Genomic DNA, 26,969 nt, shown 5'->3' on the forward strand with positions numbered 1-26,969 from the left:
CTTGCCTGACAGTATGTTGGGCTTCAACAAACGATGATAAATCGCAATGGGTAAGACGAACGACTGGTTGGACTTTGACCAAATGGCGGCGGATAAACTGCGCGAAACGCTAAAACCGCCCTCCATGTATAAAGTTATACTGATGAACGATGACTACACGCCAATGGAATTTGTTATTGACGTACTGCAAAAGTTCTTTTCTTATGATGTTGAACGTGCCACGCAGTTGATGCTCACGGTTCACTATCAGGGTAAAGCTATCTGTGGCATCTTTACTGCAGAAGTAGCGGAAACCAAAGTGGCGTTAGTGAACCAGTATGCAAGGGAGAACGAGTACCCGTTGCTGTGTACGCTAGAAAAGGCCTGACAAGGCCGATAATTTGGGGAGGTGCCTATGCTCAATCAAGAACTGGAACTCAGTTTAAACATGGCTTTCGCCAGAGCGCGCGAGCACCGACATGAGTTTATGACCGTCGAGCATCTGTTACTGGCATTGCTCAGTAACCCATCTGCCCGCGAAGCGCTGGAAGCGTGTTCTGTGGATATGGTGGCGCTGCGGCAGGAGCTCGAAGCCTTCATCGAACAAACTACGCCGGTCCTGCCACCCAACGTTGAAGAGCGCGACACGCAGCCGACGCTAAGCTTCCAGCGTGTGCTGCAGCGAGCGGTGTTCCATGTGCAGTCCTCCGGGCGCAGTGAAGTGACCGGCGCCAACGTGCTGGTTGCCATTTTCAGCGAACAGGAATCCCAGGCAGCCTACCTGCTGCGTAAACATGAAGTAAGCCGCCTCGACGTGGTGAACTTTATCTCTCACGGCACGCGCAAAGACGAACCGAATCAGTCATCGGGTTCTGAAAATCCGGTCAACGAAGAGCAAGCAGGCGGGGAGGAACGTATGGAAAACTTCACCACCAATCTTAATCAGCTTGCGCGCGTGGGCGGGATCGATCCGCTGATTGGCCGCGATAAAGAGCTGGAGCGTGCTATCCAGGTTCTGTGCCGTCGCCGTAAAAATAACCCGCTGCTGGTCGGTGAATCTGGCGTGGGTAAAACGGCTATTGCCGAAGGGCTGGCGTGGCGAATTGTGCAGGGCGATGTGCCGGAAGTGATGGCCGACTGCACCATCTACTCGCTGGATATCGGTTCTCTGCTGGCCGGTACCAAATACCGCGGCGATTTTGAAAAACGTTTTAAAGCGCTGCTGAAACAGCTCGAGCAGGATCAAAACAGCATCCTGTTTATCGATGAAATCCACACCATTATTGGTGCGGGTGCCGCTTCCGGTGGCCAGGTCGACGCCGCTAACCTGATTAAACCGCTGCTCTCCGGCGGTAAAATTCGGGTGATTGGCTCAACGACTTATCAGGAGTTCAGCAACATCTTCGAAAAAGATCGTGCCCTGGCGCGCCGCTTCCAGAAGATCGATATTACTGAGCCAAGCGTTGAAGAAACGGTGCAGATCATCAACGGGCTGAAACCGAAATACGAAGCGCACCACGACGTTCGCTATACCGCGAAGGCGATTCGCGCGGCGGTTGAGCTGGCGGTGAAATACATCAATGACAGGCATCTGCCGGATAAGGCTATCGACGTCATTGATGAGGCGGGTGCACGCAGCCGCCTGATGCCGGTCAGCAAGCGTAAGAAAACCGTTAACGTGGCGGACATCGAAACCGTGGTCGCTCGCATTGCTCGCATCCCTGAAAAAAGCGTTTCCGCGAGCGATCGTGATACGCTGAAAAGCCTGGGCGATCGCCTGAAAATGCTGGTGTTTGGCCAGGATAAAGCGATTGAAGCGCTGACCGAAGCGATCAAGATGAGTCGTGCCGGTTTGGGTCAGGATCATAAACCTGTCGGTTCGTTCTTATTTGCTGGCCCTACCGGGGTTGGTAAGACGGAAGTCACCGTGCAGCTGGCGAAGTCGCTGGGCATTGAGCTGCTGCGCTTTGATATGTCCGAGTATATGGAACGCCATACCGTGAGCCGCCTGATTGGTGCCCCTCCAGGCTATGTTGGTTTCGATCAGGGCGGGCTGCTGACGGACGCGGTGATTAAGCATCCGCATGCGGTTCTGCTGCTCGATGAAATCGAAAAAGCGCACCCGGATGTCTTTAACCTGCTTCTGCAGGTAATGGACAACGGTACGCTGACCGATAACAACGGACGCAAGGCGGACTTCCGCAACGTGATTCTGGTGATGACCACCAACGCCGGGGTGCGGGAAACCGAACGTAAATCTATCGGGCTTATCCGCCAGGACAACAGCACCGATGCGATGGAAGAGATCAAAAAGATCTTTACGCCGGAGTTCCGTAACCGTCTCGACAACATTATCTGGTTCAACCACCTCTCTACCGAGGTGATTCATCAGGTGGTGGATAAGTTTATTGTCGAGCTTCAGGTGCAGCTGGATCAGAAAGGCGTTTCGCTGGAAGTGAGTCAGGAAGCGCGTGACTGGTTGGCAGATAAGGGCTATGACCGCGCGATGGGCGCTCGCCCAATGGCGCGTGTTATCCAGGACAACCTGAAAAAACCGCTGGCCAACGAACTGCTGTTCGGCACCCTTGTTGACGGTGGGCAGGTCACAGTTGCGCTGGATAAAGACCAGCAGCAGTTGACCTTCAACTTTGCGAGTGCGCAGAAGCACAAGCCGGAGGCCGCGCACTAGCGCTGGCTGAGGATGTAAAAAAGGCCGGGCATTGCCCGGCCTTTCTATTACAACGAACACTTAACGCCGCCCATCTCAGGCCGCGGAATAAAAACTATCAACGGCTACGGAAGACAATGCGGCCTTTGCTCAGGTCGTACGGGGTCAGCTCAACGGTGACTTTGTCGCCCGTCAGAATGCGGATGTAGTTTTTGCGCATTTTACCGGAGATATGAGCGGTAACCACGTGCCCGTTTTCCAGCTCAACGCGGAACATGGTGTTAGGTAACGTATCAAGTACGGTACCCTGCATTTCAATATTGTCTTCTTTGGCCATCTAATCCTCTGGGGTATCACTACCGTAGTTTGAACCGGCAAGATAATGCCGAAGTTCGCTTATCATGTAAAGAATTGTTGGTGAAATCACCAGTGAAAGTGCATTTTGCTTATTACCCGCCGGTTAGCAGCTTGCCGCATGGCAACGTCTGCGACGAAGAACGCAAGGAGATAAATGAGAGGGTATTCCCTTAAACAATAAATCCCAGACAACGGCGGGGTAGCAGGCAAAAGCCACTTAGCGGCGCTAATTATAACACCCTCACATAAAATGTGTTGTTAAACATTATTGCTCAGCATCTGCGGAACCCAGCAATGAGAGCCCAAGTGCTGGAGGCGAAGTTCCGCTAATGCCTGGAGATACTCTCTACGAGGAATTTCAATCACGCCCAGCGAAGCCGTATGCTCATTTAATACCTGGCAGTCGATCAATTTACCGCCATGGCGAATAAAGTGCTGACAGAAAACCAGCAGCGCCGTTTTGGAGGCATTCACCCGGCGGCTAAACATAGATTCGCCGCAAAATAATGCTCCCTGTGCCACGCCGTACATGCCGCCTACCAGCTCTTTTCCTTCCCATACTTCAACGGAGTGGGCATGGCCTAATTCATGCAGGCGCAAATAAGCTTCTACAATGTCTGCGGTGATCCATGTGCCTTCATTTCGGTCGCTGGCGCAGCCATAGAGTACGCGCTCAAAAGCGTGGTTGAGCGTGACGGTATAAGGCGAAGTGCGATGAAAGCGCTTCATGCTGCGGCTAAGATGAAACTGCGCCGGGTAAAGAATGGCGCGGGGATCGGGCGACCACCACAAAATAGGATCGCCGGGAGAAAACCACGGAAAGATACCTCGCTGATAGGCCATCAGCAGGCGTGCGGGGGTCAGGTCGCCGCCAAGCGCCAATAACCCATTAGGTTCACGCAACGCGCCTTCCGGCGAAGGAAAGGCAATCGAGTCACGAGACAGCTGTACCAGGCGCATGACGACCAATACTCCAGAGCAATAGAGCAATAATAAATTGATAATAGTCTATTCAGAACGCCTACAGGCGCTGGCGAAATTGATAATAACGTCCGCCGGACGCCATTAATTCAGCGTGATTACCTTGCTCAATTATTTGCCCGTTGTCCATCACAATTATGCTGTCAAAAGCGTTCAAACCGCGCAGGCGGTGAGTGACCATCAGCACCGTTTTATCTCTGGTGACTTCAGCCAACAAATCAAGGATTTGGCGCTCTGTTTCTGCATCCAGGCCTTCGGTAGGTTCATCCAGCAGCATAAGAGGGGCGTTATGCAATATTGCCCTGGCAATCGCAAGGCGACGAAGCTCCCCGCCGGAAAGCTGACGACCACCTTCGCCAAGCCAGCTATTAAGCCCGCCGTCTTCAAGCAGTTTTTCAAGTCCTACCTGAGTCAGAGCGGTGCTGAGTTGGGCATCGCTGGCCTCTGGAGATGCCAGTAAAAGGTTATCGCGAAGCGTGGCGCTAAACAGGTGTACGCGCTGAGGGACAACGCTCGTTGCTTTGCGCAGAGTGACTTCATCAAAAGCGCTAAGGGTGATGCCGTTAAGTTGAATTTCGCCCTGCTGAGCATCCCATGCGCGGGTCAGTAATTGCAGTAAAGTGGATTTACCGCAGCCGGTTTTACCGAGGATCGCTATTCTCTGCCCGGCGCTGACGGACAGTGAAATGTCTTTCAGTGCAGACTGACTCTGGCCTGGATAAGTAAAACTCAGCTCACGAATGTCCAGAGTTGCCCGCCGTTGCTCGGGCTGCGTTGCTTCAGGAAAAATAACTTCAGGTGTCTGGCTGGTGATTTGCGTCACGCGCAGCGCGGAGGCAATGACCTGGCCAAGATGCTGAAAGGCGCCGGTAACCGGGGCCATCGCTTCAAATGCCGCCAGGGCACAAAAGACGAACAGGGCAATCAGCGCGCCGGGAGATTGGCTTTCGCCTACGCCTGCGGATGCCATCCACAGCATCGTCAGTACGGCAATACCACTGATAAGCAGCATGACAGCCTGCGACAGGGCAGTTAACCCGGCCTGGCGACGTTGCGCTTCCTGCCAGCTGTTTTCCGTGGCATCTAACTGTTCGCGCGCGCGGTTTGCAGCGCCGAAAATGGTTAATTCCGCGTGGCTTTGCAGCCAGGAGGTGAGCTGCTGGCGATAGTTACCGCGTTGAACGGTTAGCGCTTCCCCGGTTGGCTGCCCGGCGCGGTAGAACAGTGGCGGCAGAAGGAGCAGAGTCGCGAGTAAAATTCCGCCAAGCGTTAAGGCAAGGGAAACATCAAGGAAACTCAGGCCAAAAGTCACCACCAGGATAACGACAAAAGCGCCGACGAGCGGGGAGATAACCCGTAAATAAAGGTGATCGAGCGTATCGACGTCTGCCACCACGCGATTGAGCAATTCTCCCTGGCGAAAGCGCGCCAGCCCGGCAGGGGAGAGGGGCAGCAGCTTGCTAAAGGTTGACACGCGTAAATGCTGCAGGACGCGGAAGGTAGCATCGTGGCTGACCAGACGCTCAAAATAGCGACCCGCTGTGCGGGTGATAGCCGCCCCGCGAACGCCTGCGGCAGGCAGCATGTAGTTAAAGCTGTAGAGTCCTGCAACGCCCACTACGGCCGAGGCAGAAAGGAACCAGCCGGAGAGCGTTAACAGACCAATGCTGGCAAGCAGCGTGATAATCGCCAGAACAACGCCTAAAGACAGTAACCATTTGTGGCGGCGATAAAGCGCCAGATAAGGCAGCAATGCGCGCATTAGATCTCCTCCTGGCGACTGGCCAGTAATAGAGCAAAGGGGCCTTCTTCAACGGAAAGCTGTTCGAAGTTTCCCTGCTGAACAATCAGCCCGTTCCGCATCACCCAAATTTGATCCCAACTGCTGATGTAGTCCAGTTGGTGAGTCACCATCAGTGTGGTTTGTTTCTGGGACGCTTCCGTGAGCGCTTCCATTACACGCTGTTCGCTGTGGGCATCCAGGCTCGCGGCAGGCTCATCCAGCAATAAAACACCGCAAGGGGAGAGTAAGGCTCTGGCTACGGCCACTCGCTGTGCCTGACCCACGGATAAACGGGTAGACTGATCGCCGATTGGGGTGTCGATACCTTCTGGCAGCTGCGACAGAAACTCTGTTACCGAGGCTTTATCCAGAGCTGCCTGCAAACGAGTGCCGTCCGCTTCTGGCATCCCAAGAAGTACGTTGTCACGTAGGGTAGCCGCCGGTAGCTGCGGATTTTGCCCCACCCAACTAAGCTGTGTGCGCCACCATTCAGGTGAAAGCTGTGCCAGCTCGACGCCATTGACCAGCAACTGCCCCTGATAGGGCAGGAAGCCGGAGAGGACATTCAGCAGGGAGCTTTTGCCCGCACCGCTTTGGCCCACCAGCGCCACGCGTTGCCCGGCAGGAAGCATAAAATTCAGCGGCCCGGCCAGCACTTTCCCCTCTGCGGACAGAATTGTCATCTCTCGGGCTTCAAGAGTGAAAGTTCCGTTGCCCGAAAGCTGCACGGTTCCCTGCTCAGGGTGTTGCAGCGGTGCGTCGAGGAAGGTCTTCAGGGTCTCTGCCGCGCCTACGGCCTGAGCCCTGGCGTGATAGAAGGTGCCCATATCACGCAGCGGCTGGAAGAATTCAGGGGCAAGAATGAGCGCCAGGAAGCCAGCGAATAAAGTGACTCCAGCACCATAATGGCCGAAATTCAGCTCGCCAAGGTAAGAGAAGCCGAAATAGACGGCCACCACGGCGATAGATAACGAGGCGAAAAACTCCAGCACGCCGGAAGAAAGAAAGGCCATACGCAGCACTTCCATGGTGCGCTGACGAAAGTCCTGGCTTGCCGCGCGAATATTTTCAGTTTCCGCCGCGCCACGGTTAAATACACGAAGTGTTTCCATCCCGCGAAGACGATCGAGGAAGTGTCCGCTGAGCCTTGCCAGTGCCTGGAAATTACGGCGGTTCGCATCGGCTGCGCCCATGCCTACCAGCGCCATGAAAATAGGGATAAGCGGCGCGGTGCCCAGCAAAATGAGTGCGGCTGCCCAGTTGATCGGGAAAATGGCAATAATAATCAGCAAAGGCACCATGACCGCCAGCGACATCTGCGGCAGGTAGCGCGCGTAGTAGTCGTGCATGTCTTCTATTTGTTCAAGAACCAGCGTAGCCCAGCTCCCCACTGGTTTGCCCTGAATCCAGGCTGGGCCTGCCTGATGTAATCTGTCGAGTACCTGGCGGCGAATTTCCTGGCGAATGTGCAATCCGGCGTGGAATCCGACCTTTTCGCGCAGCCACACGATCCACGCGCGCAGCACAAATACCAGAACCAGCAAAATAAACGGCATGAGCAGTGCTTCACGCGGAATATTTTCCATGATCATGTGCTGGAGAATGCGGGCGAGCAGCCAGGCCTGGGCCACAATCAGTAAACCACTGACCAAACCGAGCAGACGTGACAAGCCGAGCCAACGGCGAGAGATAAGACTTTGCTGTTTTAGCCAGAGGCTAAGTTCTTGCTGACGGGTTTTATTCATCGCGTGCCAGATTCTGGTAGAAGAAGGAATTCTCAGGCAATTTTGACAGGCAATGTTACATGGCAGAAACAAGAAAGGCGACCAGCAAGGCCGCCTTTTTTAACATCTTTAGATTATTTACACTGTTCGGCCAGGCCGTCGAGATAGCGCTCGGCGTCCAGAGCGGCCATGCAGCCGGTTCCGGCAGAAGTGATGGCCTGACGATAAATATGATCCATCACATCGCCTGCGGCAAATACGCCTGGAATACTGGTCTGGGTAGCGTTGCCGTGAATACCGGACTGCACTTTAATGTAGCCGTTTTCCAGCTCCAACTGGTCGTTGAAGATGGCGGTGTTCGGGCTATGACCGATAGCCACGAACAGCCCTGCAACTTCCAGTTCTTCGGTAACATCGGTGTTTTGCGTGTCGCGCAGGCGAAGGCCGCTGACGCCCATTTGATCGCCTGTGACTTCTTCCAGCGTACGATGGGTGTGCAGCACAATGTTGCCATTCTGCACTTTATCCATCAGACGGTTAATCAGGATCTTCTCCGCGCGGAAGCTGTCGCGACGGTGGATCAAATGCACTTCTGAAGCGATGTTTGCCAGATAAAGCGCTTCTTCAACTGCGGTATTCCCGCCGCCGATAACCGCGACTTTCTGGTTGCGGTAGAAGAAACCGTCACAGGTGGCGCAGGCAGAAACGCCGCGGCCTTTGAAGGCTTCTTCGGAAGGCAGGCCAAGATAGCGTGCAGATGCGCCGGTCGCGATGATCAGCGCGTCACAGGTGTATTCGCCGCTGTCGCCCACCAGGCGGAAAGGACGGTTCTGCAGATCGACGCTGGTGATGTGGTCGAACAGAATTTCAGTTTCGAACTTAGCCGCATGCTCGTGCATACGTTCCATCAGTAACGGACCGGTCAGGTCGTTAGGATCGCCAGGCCAGTTTTCGACTTCGGTTGTGGTGGTCAGCTGACCGCCTTTTTCCATCCCGGTAATCAAAACCGGTTTTAAGTTGGCGCGTGCAGCGTAGACCGCTGCGGTATAGCCCGCAGGGCCGGAGCCAAGAATAAGCAGCTTACTGTGTTTAGCTGTGCCCATGAGATCCTCATTGAACGTTTACAGACAATGGGGGTGATTGTAGGGAATTCGTTGCAGTAAAAAAAGAGTGCAGCAATGTTGTTAACGATGTGTGTCATTGATGCTGCCTATAAGCCCAATGAATATCGCCGTCATGTGCATAAATAATCATTGTAATAGCACGGTAATCACGGTGCGAAAATGATGAATAATCATCAGCCAAAAGGAATATCTGGCACGTTCCACTAAAAATAGATGTTTTGCTTTGACAATCCCCTAAGCATTTGCGAAAACATTCGAGGAAGAAAAACATTTGGTGATGTGGAAGCCGCGTGCTCTCGCGCAAACCTGATGCAAATTTACCGAGTTATTGAAATTTACGCATGACGTGGACAGACGCTATGCGTGATGTCGATAGCAGCCGCAAGGCATCGGTCTTCTCACGTACACCCTGAACATTGACGTCACCAGGGTTATGGCAGGTGAAGGAAGGAATAGAGAGAGACAATAATAATGGTAGATAGCAAGAAGCGCCCGGGCAAAGATCTCGACCGTATCGATCGCAATATTCTCAACGAATTGCAAAAGGATGGGCGCATTTCTAACGTTGAGCTTTCAAAGCGTGTTGGGCTTTCGCCGACGCCGTGCCTTGAGCGCGTTCGTCGTCTGGAACGTCAGGGTTTTATTCAGGGCTATACGGCGCTGTTAAACCCGCATTATCTGGATGCCTCGCTGCTGGTATTTGTTGAGATTACTCTGAATCGTGGCGCCCCGGATGTGTTTGAGCAATTTAACGCCGCAGTGCAGAAACTTGAAGAAATTCAAGAGTGTCATCTCGTATCCGGTGATTTCGACTACCTGTTGAAAACACGCGTGCCGGATATGTCGGCGTATCGTAAACTCTTAGGTGAGACCCTGCTGCGTCTGCCGGGCGTGAACGACACCCGTACTTATGTTGTCATGGAAGAGGTCAAACAGAGTAACCGTTTGGTCATTAAGACCCGTTAATACGGGCCAGGTGCAAAATTGGCGTATTTTGGTTACACTCCTGGGAATCCATACAGCAACAGCTCCGGCAGGCCGCCGGTGCTGTTGTCTCCATTGAGTTTAAGGACCTGGAGAGCCTTTCTTGAGCCAGGAATATACCGAAGATAAAGAAGTAACATTGCGGAAACTGAGCAGCGGGCGCCGTTTACTCGAGGCGTTGCTGATCCTTGTTGCCTTATTCGCCATCTATTTGATGGCAGCCTTGCTAAGTTTTAACCCCTCAGACCCCAGCTGGTCGCAAACCGCGTGGCATGAGCCCATCCATAATCTGGGTGGTGCGCCGGGAGCGTGGTTTGCTGATACGCTGTTCTTCATTTTTGGCGTGATGGCATACACCATTCCGGTGATTATCATCGGGGGCTGCTGGTTCACCTGGCGCCAGCGTGACAGTGAAGAATTCATCGATTATTTTGCCGTTTCGCTGCGCCTGATCGGCGTACTTGCGATGGTGCTGACCTCTTGTGGCCTGGCGGCCATCAATGCGGACGATATTTGGTACTTCGCTTCGGGCGGCGTGCTGGGTAGCTTGCTTAGCACCGCTATGATGCCGCTGTTGAACAGCAGCGGCGGCACAATTGCGCTGCTTTGCGTTTGGGCTGCTGGTCTGACGCTGTTCACCGGCTGGTCCTGGGTCAGTATTGCTGAGAAACTTGGCAGCGCGGTGCTGACCGTGCTGACTTTTGCCAGCAACCGCACCCGCCGGGATAACACCTGGCAGGATGAGGACGAATACGAAGAAGAGCATGACGAAGACGAAGCGCCGCAGGTTTCTGCTGAGAAACGCGAATCTCGCCGGGCGCGTATTTTACGCGGGGCGCTTGCGCGTAAGCAGCGCTTGTCGCAGAAGTTTGCTAATCCTAATGGTCGCAAAACGGATGCGGCGTTGTTCTCCGGCAAGCGTATGGATGACGCTGAAGACGATGTGTTGTTCAGCGCTCGTGGTGTAGAAGCGGATCCGAACGATGTGCTGTTCTCCGGGCATAAAGCGACTTTGCCAGAAGATCAGGAATACGATCCGCTGTTCAGTGGACACTCTGCCGTTGAGCCTATTGCAGCGGCTGCCGCGGCAACAACCGTTCACCAGTCGTGGGCTGCACCGGTACCGCCGGTTGCTTCAATGCCTCCAGTATCAACACCGGCACCTGCCGTTGACGCTGAGCTTGCTGCCCCAGCGATTGCCTGGGAACCGGCACCGACAACGGTCACGCCAGAACCGGTTATTGCGCCTGCCCCGGATCATTACACGTCGCCGCACCCGGCAAGCATACAACAGCAGGTTGTGCCTGAGACGTATCAAAGCTGGTCTGAACCCGTTGTGCCAGTGGCTCAGCCAGCCGTTGAACCACTGTCCGTGCCTGAGCCGGTAGAAGAGGTGAAATACGTTCGCCCGCCGATGTACCACTTTGAAGAAGTGGAAGAGAAGCGAGCCCGGGAACGCGAACAGCTTGCGGCGTGGTATCAACCAGTCAATGAGCCAAAGCCTGATCCTTACAGCTATGCGCCAGTAAAACCCGCTAGCCCGGAACCGGTTCAACCTTTGATACCGACATCTGCGCCCGCTTCCACGCCGTTATTGTCACCAGAAATGCCAGTGCCGGATATAACGCAGACTGCATCTGGCATTCAGCAGGCAGTAAAAACTGGGGCTGCAGCGGCAGCATTTTCACCCGTGTTCAGTATCGCCAGCGATGCGCCACGTCCTCAGGTAAAAGAAGGTATTGGCCCTCAACTGCCACGTCCAAACCGGGTACGCGTTCCGACTCGTCGTGAACTGGCGTCCTATGGCATAAAACTGCCTTCCCAGCGAATGGCAGAAGAGCAGGCGAGACTCGCCGAGAACCAGCAGTCTGAAGACGATTACGGCGATGAAGGCGATGCGCTGCAGCAGCACGAACTGGCCCGCCAGTTTGCAGCCCAGCAACAGCAGCGCTATGGCGAAGAGTACGAAGACGAAAGCTGGTCTGAAGAACAGCAGGCCGAGGCGGAAGAGGCAGAACTTGCGCGTCAGTTTGCTGCACAGCAGCAACAGCGCTATAGCGAGCAGCCACAGCAGAATAATGCGCCGTTCTCTCTTGACGACTTTGATTTCCAGTCATCGTTGAAGGAACTGGTGGATGATACGCCGAGCGAGCCGCTGTTTACCCCGAGCTTTGAACCGGCCCCGCAGCCAGTTCAGCACATTCAACCCGCTGCACAGCCTTCTCAATATGCTCAGGCGGCTCAGCATCAGCCTGCTGCGCCAGAGCCAAAAGAGAGCCTGATCCACCCGTTCTTGATGCGCAACGGTGACGACCGCCCGCTTCAGAAACCGACCACGCCGCTGCCGTCGTTGGATCTACTGACTTCTCCTCCAACTGAGGTTGAACCGGTAGATACCTTTGCAATGGAGCAGATGGCGCGCCTGGTTGAAGCGCGTCTGGCGGATTACCGCATTAAAGCGGATGTAGTGGATTATTCCCCTGGCCCAGTCATTACCCGCTTCGAGCTGGATTTGGCTCCGGGTGTGAAGGCTGCCCGCATCTCTAACCTTTCCCGCGACCTGGCGCGTTCGCTCTCCACCGTCGCCGTGCGTGTGGTTGAGGTTATTCCGGGTAAACCTTACGTAGGCCTTGAGTTGCCTAACAAAAAGCGCCAGACCGTTTATCTGCGTGAAGTGCTCGACTGCGCTAAATTCCGCGACAACGGCTCTCCGTTGACCGTGGTTCTGGGTAAAGATATCGGCGGTGAGCCTGTCGTTGCAGACCTGGCGAAAATGCCTCACTTGCTGGTAGCCGGTACAACGGGGTCCGGTAAGTCGGTTGGCGTAAACGCCATGATCATCAGCATGTTGTATAAAGCAACGCCGGAAGATGTTCGCTTCATTATGATCGACCCGAAAATGCTTGAGCTGTCGGTGTATGAAGGCATTCCACATCTGTTGACCGAAGTGGTTACGGATATGAAAGACGCCGCGAATGCGCTGCGCTGGAGCGTGAACGAGATGGAGCGCCGCTACAAGCTGATGTCCGCGCTGGGCGTGCGAAACCTTGCGGGCTACAACGAACGCGTGCTGGAAGCTGAGCGCATGGGGCGCCCAATCCCTGACCCGTTCTGGAAACCTGGTGACAGCATGGAAGTGAGCCACCCGATGCTGGAGAAACTGCCGTATATCGTGGTGCTGGTGGATGAATTTGCCGACCTGATGATGACGGTAGGCAAAAAAGTAGAAGAGCTGATCGCCCGCCTCGCACAGAAAGCGCGCGCCGCAGGTATTCACCTTGTTCTTGCAACCCAGCGTCCATCGGTTGACGTCATTACCGGCCTGATTAAAGCTAACATCCCAACCCGTATCGCGTTTACGGTGTCGAGCAAAATTGACTCACGCACAATCCTGGATCAGGGCGGCGCTGAATCACTTCTCGGCATGGGGGATATGCTTTATTCCGCGCCAAACTCCACGACGCCGATTCGTGTGCACGGTGCCTTTGTGCGTGATGAAGAAGTGCATGCGGTGGTGCAGGACTGGAAAGCACGTGGCCGTCCGCAGTACATCACCGGCATTACCGATGATGAAGGCAGCGCTGACGGCGGTGGCGGCGGGATGGACGGTGACGAAGAGCTGGATCCGCTGTTCGATCAGGCTGTCGCTTTCGTGGTAGAGAAACGCAAAGCATCCATCTCCGGCGTGCAGCGCCAGTTCCGTATCGGCTACAACCGAGCCGCGAGAATCGTGGAGCAGATGGAAGCGCAGGGGATCGTGAGCCCACAGGGGCATAACGGTAACCGAGAGGTTCTTGCGCCACCTCAGTTTGAGTAATCCGGCCGAGCGCTAGTCCATTGAGCAAAAAAGAGCCGCGCCTGCGGCTCTTTTTGCAAAGATGGGTAAATTACCGGAAAATCAGCTTATTCTTCTGTTGCGGTAGCCGAAGACTTCACTAGAGTGAGCAGCAGAAGTGCCATCGTCAGGTGGTCAATGAATCCAGAGGGAACATAATGAAAAAAATCGTAATTACCTGTGCGCTGCTAGCCGGCCTGACCGCAACCGGAGCCTGGGCTGACGCAGCCGGGGATTTGCAAGGTCGCCTTGATAAAGTTGGCAGCTTCCACGCCAGCTTCACCCAGAAAGTCACCGATGGTAGCGGCGCTGCCGTGCAGGAAGGCCAGGGGGATCTGTGGGTTAAGCGCCCAAACCTGTTCAACTGGCACATGACTCAGCCCGATGAAAGCATCCTCGTTTCCGACGGTAAAACCCTGTGGTTCTACAACCCGTTCGTTGAGCAGGTTACGGCTACCTGGCTAAAAGACGCCACCAGCAATACGCCGTTTATGCTGATTGCCCGCAACCAGTCCAGCGACTGGAAGCAATACAACATTAAGCAGAACGGCGATGACTTTGTGCTGACGCCAAAAAGCAGCTCTGGTAACCTGAAGCAATTCACCATCAACGTCGGCCGAGACGGCACTATCCATCAGTTCAGCGCCGTAGAGCAGGATGACCAGCGCAGCAGCTATACTTTGAAGGCTCAGCAAAACGGCGCAGTGGATGCCGGTAAGTTTACGTTCACCCCGCCAAAAGGCGTCACGGTGGACGACCAACGTAAGTAGAGGCTTGAGTGAGCAATCTGTCGCTCGATTTTTCAGAGAATACCTTCCAGCCGCTGGCCGCGCGTATGCGGCCAGAAAATCTGGCGCAGTACATCGGCCAGCAGCATCTGCTGGCTGATGGAAAACCGCTGCCCCGAGCCATTGAAGCAGGTCATCTGCATTCCATGATTCTTTGGGGGCCGCCGGGCACCGGTAAAACAACCCTCGCCGAAGTGATTGCTCGCTATGCCAGCGCGGATGTTGAACGTATTTCTGCGGTAACCTCAGGCGTGAAAGATATTCGTGAGGCCATCGAACGTGCGCGGCAGAACCGCAATGCCGGGCGCCGCACCATTCTTTTTGTCGACGAAGTTCACCGCTTCAACAAAAGCCAGCAGGATGCCTTCCTGCCGCATATCGAAGACGGCACCATTACTTTTATTGGTGCGACAACCGAAAACCCTTCTTTTGAGCTCAACTCGGCGCTGCTTTCCCGTGCCCGCGTGTATCTACTGAAATCACTGACCGTGGCGGATATTGAGCTGGTGCTCGATCAGGCGATGAACGATAAAGCCAGGGGCTACGGCGGGCAAAATATCATCCTGCCGGACGAAACGCGTAAAGCCATTGCCGAGCTGGTAAACGGCGATGCGCGCCGGGCGTTAAATACGCTCGAAATGATGGCGGATATGGCTGAAATTGACGCCAGCGGCAACCGGATTTTGCAAACCCAATTGCTAACGGAGATTGCTGGTGAACGCAGTGCGCGTTTCGATAATAAAGGCGATCGTTTTTACGATCTGATTTCAGCGGTACATAAATCAATTCGCGGTTCTGCCCCGGATGCCGCTCTTTACTGGTACGCGCGTATTATTAGCGCAGGTGGCGATCCGCTCTACGTTGCGCGGCGCTTACTGGCGATTGCCTCTGAAGACGTTGGTAACGCGGATCCCAGAGGTATGCAGGTGGCCATTGCCGCCTGGGATTGCTTCACCCGCGTAGGGCCAGCGGAAGGGGAGAGGGCTATTGCTCAGGCGATTGTTTATCTGGCCTGCGCCCCGAAAAGCAACGCCGTTTATACCGCGTTCAAAGCTGCAATGGCGGATGCGCGCGAACGCCCCGATTATGACGTGCCCGTCCATCTGCGTAACGCCCCAACGAAATTAATGAAAGAAATGGGCTATGGCCAGGAATACCGTTACGCCCATGACGAGCCCAATGCCTATGCCGCCGGGGAAGACTATTTCCCACCTGAAATGGCGCAAACTCGCTACTATCGGCCGACCAACAGAGGTCTGGAAGGGAAGATTGGCGAAAAGCTAGCCTGGCTGACCGAGCAGGATCAGAAAAGCCCCACAAAACGCTACCGCTAATGCAGGCGTTGCGGTAAGGTTAGCAAGACTATCAAAGCGGTCGCAGGCTGTGGCCGCACTCCTATAAATTCAATTCGATAAGCACAGGATAAGCATGCTCGATCCCAATCTGCTGCGTACAGAGCCAGACGCAGTCGCTGAAAAACTGGCACGCCGGGGCTTTAAGCTGGATGTAGACACGCTGCGCTCTCTGGAAGAGCGTCGTAAAGTACTGCAGGTCAAAACGGAAAATCTGCAGGCTGAACGTAACTCGCGATCGAAATCCATCGGCCAGGCGAAAGCGCGCGGAGAAGACATTGAGCCGCTGCGCCTGCAGGTTAACCAGCTGGGTGAAGAGCTGGATGCAGCGAAAAACGAGCTTGATTCTCTGCTGGCAGAAATTCGCGATATCTCGCTGACATTGCCAAACATTCCTGATGACTGCGTGCCATTGGGTAAAGACGACAGCGAAAACGTCGAAGTCAGCCGCTGGGGCGAGCCGCGTAAATTTGATTTCGAAGTGCGCGATCACGTCACCTTGGGCGAAATGGCAAAAGGCCTGGACTTCGCTGCGGCGGTTAAACTTACCGGTTCCCGCTTTGTAGTAATGCAGGGGCAGGTGGCGCGTATGCACCGTGCGCTGAGCCAGTTTATGCTGGATCTGCACACCGAGCAGCACGGTTACATGGAAAACTATGTTCCGTATCTGGTTAACCAGGACACGCTGTACGGTACGGGCCAGTTGCCTAAATTTGGCGGTGACCTGTTCCATACTCGTCCGCTGGAAGAAGAAGCGGACAGCAGCAACTATGCGCTGATCCCTACCGCAGAAGTGCCGCTGACCAACCTGGTTCGCGACGAGATCATCGACGAAGATTCCCTGCCGCTGAAGCTGACTGCGCACACACCGTGCTTCCGCTCTGAAGCGGGATCCTATGGCCGTGATACTCGCGGGCTGATTCGTATGCACCAGTTCGACAAAGTTGAGATGGTGCAGATCGTTCGCCCTGAAGACTCTATGGATGCGCTGGAAGAGATGACCGGGCATGCGGAGAAGGTTCTGCAACTGCTGGGGCTGCCATACCGTAAAGTGCTGCTTTGCAGCGGTGATATCGGTTTCGGTGCGCGCAAAACTTACGATCTGGAAGTCTGGCTGCCGGCACAGGATACGTACCGTGAGATCTCTTCCTGCTCCAACTGCTGGGACTTCCAGGCTCGCCGCCTGCAGGCTCGCTGCCGCAGTAAAGCAGACAAGAAGACTCGCCTGGTTCACACCCTGAACGGTTCTGGTCTGGCAGTTGGCCGTACTCTGGTCGCCGTCCTGGAAAACTACCAGCAGGCTGATGGCCGCATTCAGGTACCAGAAGTGCTGCGTCCTTACATGAATGGCCTGGAATACATCGGGTAATCCGCCGTTTGTGATGCATTGAAAAAGCGCCTAAGGGCGCTTTTTTTATACCCTAATTCCGAGGTTTTACGTCAACACCGCCTTTCTTGATACCAGACAATAACCCCTACTCCCAAAGAAGTATTATTGCTCACCGGAAGCGGGTGATGATTGTTCAATTAAAACTTACATCTAATCATCATTTGACGGCCGTGCTTCACAAGGCGTGACGCGGCCAGGTCAATCCTTCAATAAAAATATACCGGACACCCCTTTCACCCTTTAGCTGCGCAACGGAATGTGGGCTCTCAACCCGCGTGACCGCTGTCGGTTTATTTCAACTGTGAGCAAAACAAGTAGGTCACTATGACTGATAAAACCCCTAACGCGATCCTCGCGGCAGAGGTCAGCCGTCGTAAGCTGGTCCAAACCACGGCAATCGGTGGTTTAGCTGCTGCAACTAGCGCCTTCTCACTCCCCTTCTCCCGGCTCGCTTTTGCCGCTCAAACCGTTAATCCCGGTAGCAGTGGAAAAGTGGTCTGGAGCGCCTGTACGGTGAACTGTGGCAGCCGCTGCCCGTTGCGTATGCATGTGGTGGATGGCGAAATTAAATATGTCGAAACCGATAACACCGGCGATGACGATTATGAAGGTTTACACCAGGTTCGGGCCTGCCTGCGTGGTCGCTCTATGCGCCGACGGGTCTATAATGCTGACCGCCTGAAATACCCGATGAAACGCGTTGGCGCGCGTGGCGAAGGGAAGTTCGAGCGCATTAGCTGGGATGAAGCGTTTGATACCATTGCCCACAGCATGCAGAGCATCATTAAAGAGCATGGTAACGAAGCTATTTATCTGAACTACGGTACCGGTACGCTGGGTGGAACCATGACGCGTTCCTGGCCGCCGGGTTCCACGCTGATTGCTCGCCTGATGAATTGCTGCGGGGGCTACCTCAATCATTACGGGGACTATTCCACCGCACAGATTGCCGCCGGTCTGAATTATACCTACGGCGGCTGGGCGGACGGCAACAGCCCATCCGATATTGAAAACAGCAAGCTGGTGGTGCTGTTCGGCAATAATCCGGGCGAAACGAGGATGAGCGGTGGCGGGGTAACTTATTACCTCGAACAGGCTCGCCAAAAGTCCAATGCCCGAATGATCATTATTGACCCGCGTTACACCGACACCGGCGCGGGCCGAGAAGACGAGTGGATCCCTATTCGCCCTGGCACCGATGCGGCGCTGATTTCCGCACTGGCGTGGGTCATGATTGACGAAAACCTCGTAGATCAGGCCTTTCTGGACAAATACTGCGTGGGCTATGATGAAAAAACGCTCCCGGCCGGTGCGCCGCGCAATGGCCACTACAAAGCTTATATCCTCGGTCAGGGAGCTGACGGCATTGCCAAGACGCCTGAATGGGCTTCGCAGATAACCGGTATTCCGACCGATCGTATTATCAAACTTGCCCGGGAAATTGGCAGTGCTAAACCGGCCTTTATCAGCCAGGGGTGGGGGCCGCAGCGTCACTCCAACGGCGAGCTGGTTTCCCGCGCAATCGCCATGCTTTCTATCCTGACCGGTAACGTCGGTATTCACGGGGGCAACAGCGGGGCGCGTGAAGGCTCTTATAGCCTGCCTTTTGTGCGAATGCCTACGCTGGAAAACCCGGTTCAAACCAGTATTTCCATGTTTATGTGGACCGATGCCATCGAACGCGGCGCGGAGATGACAGCCACCCGCGACGGCGTGCGTGGTAAAGAGAAACTGGATGTACCGATTAAAATGGTCTGGAACTATGCCGGGAATTGCCTGATTAACCAGCATTCTCAGATCAACCGCACGCACGACATTCTGCAGGATGATAAAAAATGCGAAATGATCGTGGTAATCGACAACCATATGACGTCCTCTGCGAAATACGCCGATATTCTTCTGCCGGATTGCACGGCCTCTGAGCAGATGGATTTCTGCCTCGATGCTTCCTGCGGCAACATGTCTTATGTGATTTTTGCTGAACAGGCCATCAAGCCGCGTTTTGAATGCAAAACCATCTATGAAATGACGACCGAACTGGCGAAGCGTATGGGTGTGGAGCAGCGTTTCACGGAAGGACGGACGCAGGAAGGCTGGATGCGTCACCTGTATGCTCAATCTCAGGCAGCGATCCCTGAGCTGCCGAGCTTTGATGAGTTCCGCCAATTGGGGATGTTTAAAAAGCGTGACCCGGAAGGGCATCACGTCGCCTACAAAGCCTTCCGTGAAGATCCCCATGCCAACCCATTAACGACGCCGTCAGGGAAAATTGAGATCTATTCCGCTCAGCTTGCGGATATTGCCGCCACCTGGGAACTGCCGGAAGGGGATGTCATCGACCCGCTGCCGGTTTATAGCGCTGGTTTTGAGAACGTTGGCGATCCGCTGGCGGAGAAATGGCCGCTGCAGCTGACCGGCTTCCATTACAAAGCGCGGACGCACTCGACCTATGGCAACGTTGACGTGCTGAAGGCTGCCTGTCGCCAGGAGATGTGGATCAACCCGCTTGATGCAAAACAGCGCGGCATCGCCAATGGTGATGAAGTCCGTATTTTTAACGACCGCGGGGAAGTCTGCATTAGCGCCAAAGTGACGCCACGCATCATTCCTGGCGTTGTCGCCTTAGGGGAAGGCGCCTGGTATAGCCCCGATGCCAATAAAGTCGACCGCGGGGGCAGCATCAATGTGCTGACCACCCAGCGCCCGTCACCGCTGGCAAAAGGCAATCCATCCCACAGTAACCTGGTCCAGGTTGAAAAGGCGTAAGGAGCAGTAAATGACAACCCAATATGGCTTTTATATCGACTCCAGTCGCTGCACCGGCTGCAAAACCTGCGAACTGGCGTGCAAGGATTTTAAGAACCTGAGTCCGGAAGTTAGCTATCGCCGCATTTATGAATATGCGGGCGGTAACTGGCAGGAAGACAACGGTGTTTTCCATCAGGATGTATTTGCTTATTACCTCTCTATTTCCTGTAACCACTGTGAAGATCCGGCCTGTACTAAGGTCTGCCCTAGCGGTGCCATGCACAAGCGCGAAGATGGGTTTGTGGTGGTGAACGAAGAGGTTTGTATCGGCTGCCGCTACTGCCATATGGCGTGTCCGTACGGTGCGCCGCAGTACAACGAAGAGAAAGGCCACATGACCAAGTGTGACGGCTGTTATGAGCGCGTTGCCGAGGGGAAAAAGCCGATTTGTGTGGAATCCTGCCCGTTGCGAGCGCTGGATTTAGCACCTGTCGACGAATTACGCAAAAAGTACGGGACTCAGGCCGCCATTGCGCCGCTGCCTGCATCGCACTTCACAAAACCAAATATCGTGATTAAACCTAACGCCAACAGCCGCCCAAGTGGGGATACCAGCGGTTATCTGGCCAACCCGAAGGAGGTGTGAGATGGGAAACGGATGGCATGAATGGCCGCTGATGGTCTTTACGGTGTTAGGCCAGTGCGTTGCGGGCGGGTTTATCGTTATGGCATTGGCGCTATTGTATGGCGTGAAGGACAAGGCGGTTCGCAAGCGCGCCGAATTGCTGATGGTGGTGCTATGGATCCTGATGGGCATCGGCTTTATTGCCTCAATTCTGCATCTCGGTTCGCCGCTGCGAGCGTTCAACTCCCTGAATCGCCTCGGCAGTTCAGCGCTGAGCAATGAAATTGCCAGCGGATCGGTATTCTTTGCGGTGGGTGGTTTCTGGTGGCTTTTGACCGTGCTCGGAAAAATGCCTCAGGCACTCAGCAAAGTCTGGGTCGTAATCACCATGATTCTGGGCGTGGTATTTGTCTGGATGATGAGTCGGGTTTACCTGATTGACACAGTTCCGACCTGGTTTAGCGTCTGGACGCCGCTGAGCTTCTTCCTGACGATGTTTATCGGTGGTCCACTGCTGGGCTATTTGCTGCTTTCTGCAGCCGGGGTTAGCGGTTGGGGGATGCGTATATTGCCTGTCGTCTCACTGCTTGCTTTGCTGGTTAGCATGGTTGTTGTGCTGATGCAGGGGATGGAACTGGCTACGCTGCATAACTCTATTCAACAGGCATCTGCGCTGGTGCCGGAGTACGGTTCGCTGATGGCCGGGCGGATGGTTCTGCTGGTGATTGCTCTGGTCGGCTGGATTGTACCGCAGCTGAAAGGCTCTCGGCCTGGCGTCGGTCTGCTGACGTTGGCGATGGTCTTGATGATTGCAGGTGAACTTATCGGTCGCGGCGTTTTCTACGGGCTGCATATGACGGTTGGTATGGCGATAGCGAGCTAACATTTCATCGAGTTATAAGCGCGTCTGAGGGCGCGCTTTTTCATCTTCTCGCATAAGAAAATTTCACCTGAATATCCATGAAATTTTTGATTGCTCATTTTGACCTGCTTCCCGCTATATCGCATCAAAAACAGCGAGATACAATTTACGTGACTCCGGTCACTTATTAGCAGGATAAGTTTTTCAAATCGTACCCGCTCAAACCCTCCATACCCCCCATTATTGCTGGATTGACAATCAATTTACCGGTGGCATGATGCGCACAAATTTCCTGATTTCCTCACGGTTTGATACCCATGACCACCTATACCCGTCCCGTATTGCTCCTGCTTTGCGGGCTTTTGCTGCTGACTCTGGCGATGGCGGTTTTAAACACGCTCGTCCCGCTTTGGCTGGCTCACGATAATCTTCCTACCTGGCAGGTCGGGATGGTGGGCTCCGCCTACTTTACCGGCAACCTGGTCGGGACATTGATTACCGGATGGGTGATTAAGCGCCACGGGTTTAACCGCAGCTACTATCTTGCCTCCATTATCTTTGCCGTGGGCTGTATTGGCCTCGGGCTGATGGTTGGTTTCTGGAGCTGGATGGTCTGGCGCTTTGTGGCCGGCGTGGGCTGCGCCATGATTTGGGTTGTGGTTGAAAGCGCCCTGATGTGCAGCGGGACTTCCCGCAACCGTGGCCGTCTGCTGGCGGCTTATATGACCGTTTACTACATCGGGATGGTGGTCGGCCAACTGATGGTCAGCAAGCTTTCTACAGAGCTGATGAACGTTCTGCCCTGGGCTACCGCGCTGGTGCTGGCCGCTATTCTACCATTGCTGTTTACCCATATCGTGAGCGATGGGGATGAGCATCGGGATAACACGCCGGTCTGGCCGATGCTGCGTCTGCGCCAGGCTCGACTGGGCGTGAACGGCTGCATTATGTCAGGTATCGTACTCGGCTCTCTGTATGGTCTGATGCCGTTGTATTTGAACCATCAGGGCGTGAGTGACTCCGGTATTGGTTTCTGGATGGCGCTGATGATCAGCGCGGGTATTGTTGGTCAGTGGCCTATGGGGCGTCTGGCGGACAAATATGGCCGTCTGCTGGTGCTGCGTGTGCAGGTGTTTGTGGTGATTCTCGGCTGTCTGGCGATGCTCAGCAACGCCGCCATGGGGCCTGCGCTATTCGTTCTGGGGGCTTTTGGTTTCACGCTCTACCCGGTGGCGATGGCCTGGGCTTGCGAAAGGATTGAGCGTCATCAGTTGGTGGCGATGAATCAGGCGCTGTTGCTGAGCTACACCATCGGGAGCTTAATTGGGCCGACAGTGACTGCGCTGCTGATGCAAAACTACTCTGATAACGTGCTGTTTATCATGATGGCCGCAGTGTCATTTGTTTACCTGATGATGCTGCTGCGTAAGGCGGGCCATCATCCAACCCCGGTGGCTCACGCTTAATCAGCTTGCCGCGTCTATAGACCCGATCTCATGGGCGTTTGTGGCTGGTTGAGCTATGTGAGGCCCTGCTGAGAAGTGAGCGAGCCGAAAGAAAAAATATACGTGCTCCCACAGAGGGGAGCACGGTTCGAATCAGTACATCACTTTATGGCCGTACTGCTCCAGAATACCTTTCACCCGCTCCATCGTTTCCTTCTTCGGCGGGTGCACGCCATCCAGCTTGTATTCTTCGCCCATCGCCACCCACTTGTGTTTGCCCAGCTCGTGGTATGGCAGCAGCTCGATTTTTTCAACGTTGCCCATATCGCGGGTAAATTCCCCGAGTCGATGTGCAGAGTCGTCATCGTCAGACCAGCCCGGTACAACAACGTAGCGGATCCACACTTTAATGTCTTTTTTCGACAGATATTGCGCAAATTCAAGCGTGCGGTGGTTTGACACGCCCACCAGGTTTTGGTGGATTTCGTCGTTCATCTGCTTGAGATCGAGCATTACCAGGTCGGTGACTTCCAGCAGCTCATCAATCACCGGATCGTAGCGGCGAACAAAGCCGTTTGTGTCCAGGCAGGTATGAATCCCTTCTTTACGGCAGGCGCGGAACCAGTCACGTACGAACTCGGCCTGCAGAATAGCTTCGCCACCGGATGCGGTAACGCCGCCGCCCGAGGCATTCATGAAGTGGCGATAGGTAACAACTTCTTTCATCAGCTCTTCTACCGTCACTTCTTTGCCACCGTGGGTGTCCCAGGTGTCGCGGTTGTGGCAGTAAAGGCAGCGCATCAGGCAGCCCTGAAAGAAGGTGATAAAACGGATACCGGGGCCGTCCACGGTACCGCAGGATTCAAAAGAGTGAATTCGTCCGATTGCTGACATTGCGGTGATCTCTCCAGATGTGGCCCGTCCAGGGCCTGTGTCGTGCACAGCTCAAGCCGGCTGTGTTAAGTCTGTTTTGACAGATACCCAGAGTATAGATAGCTGGCAAAGCAGGCTGAGGGTAGGGAGGTGAGTAAAAAGGCCCCACGGGAGTGGAGCCTTTATATAGTACGCTTCTTCAGTCTGACAAGGAATTAGATGGACTGAGTGAAGGTACGGGTAATAACGTCCTGCTGCTGCTCTTTAGTCAGCGAGTTGAAACGAACGGCATAACCGGATACGCGAATGGTCAGCTGAGGATATTTCTCAGGGTTTTCCATCGCATCCAGCAGCATTTCACGGTTCATTACGTTGACGTTCAGGTGCTGACCACCTTCGATGTTTGCTTCGTGGTGGAAGTAACCATCCATCAGACCTGCAAGGTTGGTTTTACGCACGTCATCGTCTTTACCCAGCGCGTTTGGCACGATGGAGAAGGTATAAGAGATACCATCTTTCGCGTAGGCAAACGGCAGTTTAGCGACGGAAGTCAGAGAGGCAACGGCACCTTTCTGGTCACGACCATGCATTGGGTTAGCGCCTGGACCGAACGGAGTACCTGCACGACGACCGTCTGGGGTGTTACCGGTTTTCTTACCATAAACCACGTTAGAGGTGATGGTCAGAACAGACTGGGTCGCGATAGCGCCACGGTAGGTGGTCAGTTTCTGAATTTTCTTCATGAAACGTTCTACCAGGTCAACGGCGATGTCATCTACGCGAGGATCGTTGTTACCGAACTGTGGATATTCACCTTCGATTTCGAAGTCGATAGCCAGACCGTCTTCGTCGCGGATAGGTTTCACTTTCGCGTATTTGATTGCAGACAGGGAGTCAGCCGCAACGGACAGGCCAGCGATACCACAAGCCATGGTGCGAACAACGTCACGGTCGTGCAGAGCCATCAGAGACGCTTCGTAGCTGTATTTATCATGCATGTAGTGAATGATGTTCAGCGCGGTAACGTACTGTTTAGCCAGCCAGTCCATGAAGTGATCCAGACGATCCAACACATTGTCGTAGTCCAGAACGTCGGCAGTGATGGGGGCTTCTTTAGGACCAACCTGCATTTTCAGTTTTTCATCAACGCCGCCGTTGATAGCGTACAGCATGGTTTTCGCCAGGTTTGCACGAGCCCCGAAGAACTGCATTTGCTTACCAACGATCATCGGGCTTACGCAGCATGCGATAGCGTAGTCATCGTTGTTGAAGTCAGGGCGCATCAGATCGTCATTCTCGTACTGCAGAGAAGAGGTATCGATGGAGACTTTAGCCGCGTATTTTTTGAAGTTCAGTGGCAGTTTTTCAGACCACAGAATGGTGATGTTTGGCTCCGGAGACGGCCCCATGGTGTACAGGGTGTTCAGGAAGCGGAAGCTGTTTTTGGTCACCAGAGTACGGCCATCAACGCCCATACCGCCGATAGATTCGGTTGCCCAGATTGGGTCGCCGGAGAACAGCTCATCATATTCAGGGGTACGCAGGAAGCGAACCATACGCAGTTTCATGACCAGGTGGTCAATCATTTCCTGAGCGTCTTGCTCGTTGATTTTACCTGCTTTGATGTCGCGCTCGATGTAAGCATCCAGGAAGGTGGATACGCGACCGAAGGACATTGCAGCGCCGTTCTGAGATTTAACCGCAGCCAGGTAGCCGAAGTAAGTCCACTGAATAGCTTCCTGAGCGTTGGTAGCAGGACCGGAGATGTCGTAGCCATATTTGGCGGCCATCTCTTTGATCTGACCCAGCGCGCGGTGCTGTTCGGAGATTTCTTCACGCAGACGGATAGTCGCTTCCAGATCTTCACCGTTTTCCAGTTTGGTTTGCAGTGAGTTGAACTGAGCGAACTTGTCTTTCATCAGGTAGTCGATACCGTACAGCGCAACGCGACGGTAGTCACCGATGATACGGCCACGGCCATAGGCATCTGGCAGACCGGTAATAACACCGGATTTACGACAGTTCAGGATGTCTTTGGTGTAAACGTCAAACACGCCCTGGTTGTGGGTTTTGCGGTATTCGGTGAAGATCTTTTTCAGCATTGGGTCGAGTTCGCGACCGTATACTTTGCAAGAACCTTCGACCATTTTGATGCCGCCGAAAGGAATGATGGCGCGTTTCAGAGGAGCATCGGTCTGCAGACCCACGATAGTTTCGAGGGACTTGTTGATGTAGCCCGCATCGTGAGCGGTGATGGTAGACGCGAGGTCGGTATCGAAGTCAACTGGCGCGTGAGTGCTGTTTTCCAGTTTGATGCCTTCCATCACGCTGTCCCACAGTTTGGTAGTTGCGTCGGTAGCACCTGCCAGGAAGGACTCGTCACCCTCGTACGGGGTGTAGTTTTTCTGAATAAAGTCACGGACGTTAACTTCATTCTGCCAGTCGCCTTTAGCAAAACCTTCCCAGGCTGTGGCTAACTTTTCATTTTGCTCGGACATGTAACACCTACCTTTAATGTGGAGTTCTTAAACCTGCGTACTGACGGAGCTTAGTGCTTGTCGCCACCGCGCAGATAAATTACCCAGTATGTCAACCCAACCAGTAAACCTCCGCCGATGATGTTTCCGATGGTGACTGGAATCAGGTTATCGGTGATGAAGTTCAGCACGGTCAGATGCGAGAAACTTGCCGGAGAAGACCCTACGGCGGTCCAGAATTCCGGGCTGGCAAAGTCACGAACCACGATAGCCATCGGGATCATGAACATATTTGCGATGCTGTGCTCAAAGCCGCTGGCAACAAACATGGCAACCGGAAGGATCATAGCAAACATTTTGTCCATCAGGCTGCGGCCGGAGTAGCTCATCCAGACGGCGAGACACACCATCAGGTTTGCCAGAATGCCAAGGCAGACGGCCTCAACAAATGTGTGGTGCATTTTATGATCTGCGGTTTGCAGGACATTCAGTCCCCATGCGCCGTTGGCGGTCATATACATGCCGGACAGCCAGATCAGCAGCACAAAGAGTAGAGCACCGATCAGGTTACCGATGTAGACGTTAGCCCAGTTACGCAGTAGCTGGCCCCAAGTGATACGGCCGCTGGCTTTGGCTACGACGATAAGCACGGTGGAGGTGAAAAGGTCAGCACCGCAGATAACGCAAAGAATTAAACCCAGTGAGAAGCATGTGCCGCCAATCAGCTTGGCAATCCCAAACGGGATCGTGGATGTGCCTGTGGTGGCGGTGATGTAGAACACGAAGGCAATCGAAATGAAGACGCCGGCGGTAATCGCTAAGTAAAAGGTCGTTAGCGGTTGTTTCGTTGCTTTATAGACGCCAGCATCTTCGGCAATTTTTGCCATCGCTGGTGGAAGTACTAGATCAAAAGGGTTGTCAGCTTTCACACTAACTCTCTCTTATTTAATTCGGCGAGGAGATACTAACAAAGC

General features: G+C 54.2%; 19 protein-coding genes. 11 read left to right on the plus strand and 8 right to left on the minus strand.

Features of this window, described 5'->3' with window-relative positions:
- Positions 1 to 46 precede the first annotated feature (46 nt).
- Together clpS and clpA are read left to right on the plus strand one after the other, a co-directional pair.
- Positions 47 to 367, plus strand: a complete 321-nt coding sequence (gene clpS / locus A936_RS20360; RefSeq protein ID WP_008461103.1) for an ATP-dependent Clp protease adapter ClpS — start codon at positions 47 to 49, stop codon at positions 365 to 367.
- Positions 368 to 394: 27 nt separating this feature from the next.
- The gene (gene clpA, locus A936_RS20365; protein ID WP_008461105.1) at positions 395 to 2,668 is read left to right on the plus strand and encodes an ATP-dependent Clp protease ATP-binding subunit ClpA; all 2,274 of its coding nucleotides are present in this window, start codon (positions 395 to 397) and stop codon (positions 2,666 to 2,668) included.
- A 97-nt stretch (positions 2,669 to 2,765) separates the two neighbouring features.
- On the opposite strand, the gene infA is transcribed toward clpA, so the two are convergent.
- From infA to trxB, 5 genes are all read right to left on the minus strand, one after another.
- Positions 2,766 to 2,984 (minus strand): translation initiation factor IF-1, encoded by a 219-nt coding sequence (infA, locus tag A936_RS20370; RefSeq protein ID WP_002211347.1) that lies wholly within the window; start codon positions 2,982 to 2,984, stop codon positions 2,766 to 2,768.
- A 278-nt stretch (positions 2,985 to 3,262) separates the two neighbouring features.
- Entirely contained in the window at positions 3,263 to 3,964 is a 702-nt protein-coding gene (gene aat / locus A936_RS20375; RefSeq protein WP_008461108.1) for a leucyl/phenylalanyl-tRNA--protein transferase, read from the minus strand.
- Positions 3,965 to 4,025: 61 nt separating this feature from the next.
- Positions 4,026 to 5,747, minus strand: a complete 1,722-nt coding sequence (cydC, locus tag A936_RS20380) for a heme ABC transporter ATP-binding protein/permease CydC (RefSeq protein ID WP_008461110.1) — start codon at positions 5,745 to 5,747, stop codon at positions 4,026 to 4,028.
- On the minus strand, positions 5,747 to 7,513 hold the full coding sequence (cydD, locus tag A936_RS20385) for a heme ABC transporter permease/ATP-binding protein CydD (protein ID WP_008461111.1): 1,767 nt from the start codon (positions 7,511 to 7,513) through the stop codon (positions 5,747 to 5,749). Before cydD ends, cydC begins: the two co-directional genes overlap by 1 nt.
- A 113-nt stretch (positions 7,514 to 7,626) precedes the next feature.
- Complete coding sequence (trxB, locus tag A936_RS20390) at positions 7,627 to 8,595, minus strand: thioredoxin-disulfide reductase (RefSeq protein WP_008461113.1); 969 nt, start codon at positions 8,593 to 8,595, stop codon at positions 7,627 to 7,629.
- Between the two features lie 492 nt (positions 8,596 to 9,087).
- Here trxB and lrp point away from each other — a divergent pair, with 492 nt between their 5' ends.
- From lrp to A936_RS20435, 9 genes are all read left to right on the plus strand, one after another.
- Positions 9,088 to 9,582 (plus strand): leucine-responsive transcriptional regulator Lrp, encoded by a 495-nt coding sequence (lrp, locus tag A936_RS20395; RefSeq protein ID WP_000228469.1) that lies wholly within the window; start codon positions 9,088 to 9,090, stop codon positions 9,580 to 9,582.
- Between the two features lie 121 nt (positions 9,583 to 9,703).
- Positions 9,704 to 13,417 (plus strand): DNA translocase FtsK 4TM domain-containing protein, encoded by a 3,714-nt coding sequence (locus A936_RS20400; RefSeq protein ID WP_008461146.1) that lies wholly within the window; start codon positions 9,704 to 9,706, stop codon positions 13,415 to 13,417.
- 176 nt (positions 13,418 to 13,593) lie between these two features.
- Positions 13,594 to 14,205: an outer membrane lipoprotein periplasmic chaperone LolA gene (lolA, locus tag A936_RS20405; protein WP_008461149.1), complete on the plus strand. Its 612-nt coding sequence runs from the start codon at positions 13,594 to 13,596 to the stop codon at positions 14,203 to 14,205.
- A gap of 8 nt (positions 14,206 to 14,213) precedes the next feature.
- Positions 14,214 to 15,557, plus strand: coding sequence for a replication-associated recombination protein A (locus A936_RS20410; RefSeq protein WP_008461151.1), 1,344 nt, complete (start codon positions 14,214 to 14,216; stop codon positions 15,555 to 15,557).
- Positions 15,558 to 15,651: 94 nt separating this feature from the next.
- On the plus strand, positions 15,652 to 16,944 hold the full coding sequence (gene serS / locus A936_RS20415; RefSeq protein WP_008461154.1) for a serine--tRNA ligase: 1,293 nt from the start codon (positions 15,652 to 15,654) through the stop codon (positions 16,942 to 16,944).
- Between the two features lie 345 nt (positions 16,945 to 17,289).
- Positions 17,290 to 19,731 (plus strand): dimethylsulfoxide reductase subunit A, encoded by a 2,442-nt coding sequence (gene dmsA, locus A936_RS20420; protein ID WP_008461156.1) that lies wholly within the window; start codon positions 17,290 to 17,292, stop codon positions 19,729 to 19,731.
- Between the two features lie 10 nt (positions 19,732 to 19,741).
- Positions 19,742 to 20,359 (plus strand): DMSO/selenate family reductase complex B subunit, encoded by a 618-nt coding sequence (locus A936_RS20425; protein ID WP_008461158.1) that lies wholly within the window; start codon positions 19,742 to 19,744, stop codon positions 20,357 to 20,359.
- 1 nt (position 20,360) lies between these two features.
- A complete protein-coding gene (locus tag A936_RS20430; RefSeq protein WP_008461160.1) occupies positions 20,361 to 21,221 on the plus strand; it encodes a dimethyl sulfoxide reductase anchor subunit family protein in 861 nt (286 codons plus the stop codon).
- Positions 21,222 to 21,517: 296 nt separating this feature from the next.
- Positions 21,518 to 22,666, plus strand: a complete 1,149-nt coding sequence (locus tag A936_RS20435) for an MFS transporter (protein ID WP_008461162.1) — start codon at positions 21,518 to 21,520, stop codon at positions 22,664 to 22,666.
- 132 nt (positions 22,667 to 22,798) lie between these two features.
- Here the strand turns inward: A936_RS20435 and pflA are convergent, their stop codons facing one another.
- From pflA to focA, 3 genes are all read right to left on the minus strand, one after another.
- Positions 22,799 to 23,539, minus strand: a complete 741-nt coding sequence (gene pflA, locus A936_RS20440) for a pyruvate formate lyase 1-activating protein (RefSeq protein WP_008461164.1) — start codon at positions 23,537 to 23,539, stop codon at positions 22,799 to 22,801.
- A 194-nt stretch (positions 23,540 to 23,733) separates the two neighbouring features.
- Complete coding sequence (gene pflB, locus A936_RS20445) at positions 23,734 to 26,016, minus strand: formate C-acetyltransferase (RefSeq protein ID WP_008461167.1); 2,283 nt, start codon at positions 26,014 to 26,016, stop codon at positions 23,734 to 23,736.
- 50 nt (positions 26,017 to 26,066) lie between these two features.
- Positions 26,067 to 26,924 (minus strand): formate transporter FocA, encoded by an 858-nt coding sequence (focA, locus tag A936_RS20450; RefSeq protein ID WP_008461168.1) that lies wholly within the window; start codon positions 26,922 to 26,924, stop codon positions 26,067 to 26,069.
- Positions 26,925 to 26,969 lie beyond the last annotated feature (45 nt).

The sequence above is a fragment of the Enterobacter sp. Ag1 genome (assembly GCA_000277545.1).
In the GTDB taxonomy this organism is placed as follows: Bacteria; Pseudomonadota; Gammaproteobacteria; order Enterobacterales; family Enterobacteriaceae; genus Cedecea.

Bases quoted from the DNA above. Each gene is read 5' to 3' on its own strand.
- clpS (WP_008461103.1), top strand. From the start codon at position 47: ATGGGTAAGACGAACGACTGGTTGGACTTTGACCAAATGGCGGCGGAT.
- clpA (WP_008461105.1), top strand. From the start codon at position 395: ATGCTCAATCAAGAACTGGAACTCAGTTTAAACATGGCTTTCGCCAGA.
- infA (WP_002211347.1), bottom strand. From the start codon at position 2,984: ATGGCCAAAGAAGACAATATTGAAATGCAGGGTACCGTACTTGATACG.
- aat (WP_008461108.1), bottom strand. From the start codon at position 3,964: ATGCGCCTGGTACAGCTGTCTCGTGACTCGATTGCCTTTCCTTCGCCG.
- cydC (WP_008461110.1), bottom strand. From the start codon at position 5,747: ATGCGCGCATTGCTGCCTTATCTGGCGCTTTATCGCCGCCACAAATGG.
- cydD (WP_008461111.1), bottom strand. From the start codon at position 7,513: ATGAATAAAACCCGTCAGCAAGAACTTAGCCTCTGGCTAAAACAGCAA.
- trxB (WP_008461113.1), bottom strand. From the start codon at position 8,595: ATGGGCACAGCTAAACACAGTAAGCTGCTTATTCTTGGCTCCGGCCCT.
- lrp (WP_000228469.1), top strand. From the start codon at position 9,088: ATGGTAGATAGCAAGAAGCGCCCGGGCAAAGATCTCGACCGTATCGAT.
- lolA (WP_008461149.1), top strand. From the start codon at position 13,594: ATGAAAAAAATCGTAATTACCTGTGCGCTGCTAGCCGGCCTGACCGCA.
- serS (WP_008461154.1), top strand. From the start codon at position 15,652: ATGCTCGATCCCAATCTGCTGCGTACAGAGCCAGACGCAGTCGCTGAA.
- dmsA (WP_008461156.1), top strand. From the start codon at position 17,290: ATGACTGATAAAACCCCTAACGCGATCCTCGCGGCAGAGGTCAGCCGT.
- A936_RS20425 (WP_008461158.1), top strand. From the start codon at position 19,742: ATGACAACCCAATATGGCTTTTATATCGACTCCAGTCGCTGCACCGGC.
- A936_RS20430 (WP_008461160.1), top strand. From the start codon at position 20,361: ATGGGAAACGGATGGCATGAATGGCCGCTGATGGTCTTTACGGTGTTA.
- A936_RS20435 (WP_008461162.1), top strand. From the start codon at position 21,518: ATGACCACCTATACCCGTCCCGTATTGCTCCTGCTTTGCGGGCTTTTG.
- pflA (WP_008461164.1), bottom strand. From the start codon at position 23,539: ATGTCAGCAATCGGACGAATTCACTCTTTTGAATCCTGCGGTACCGTG.
- pflB (WP_008461167.1), bottom strand. From the start codon at position 26,016: ATGTCCGAGCAAAATGAAAAGTTAGCCACAGCCTGGGAAGGTTTTGCT.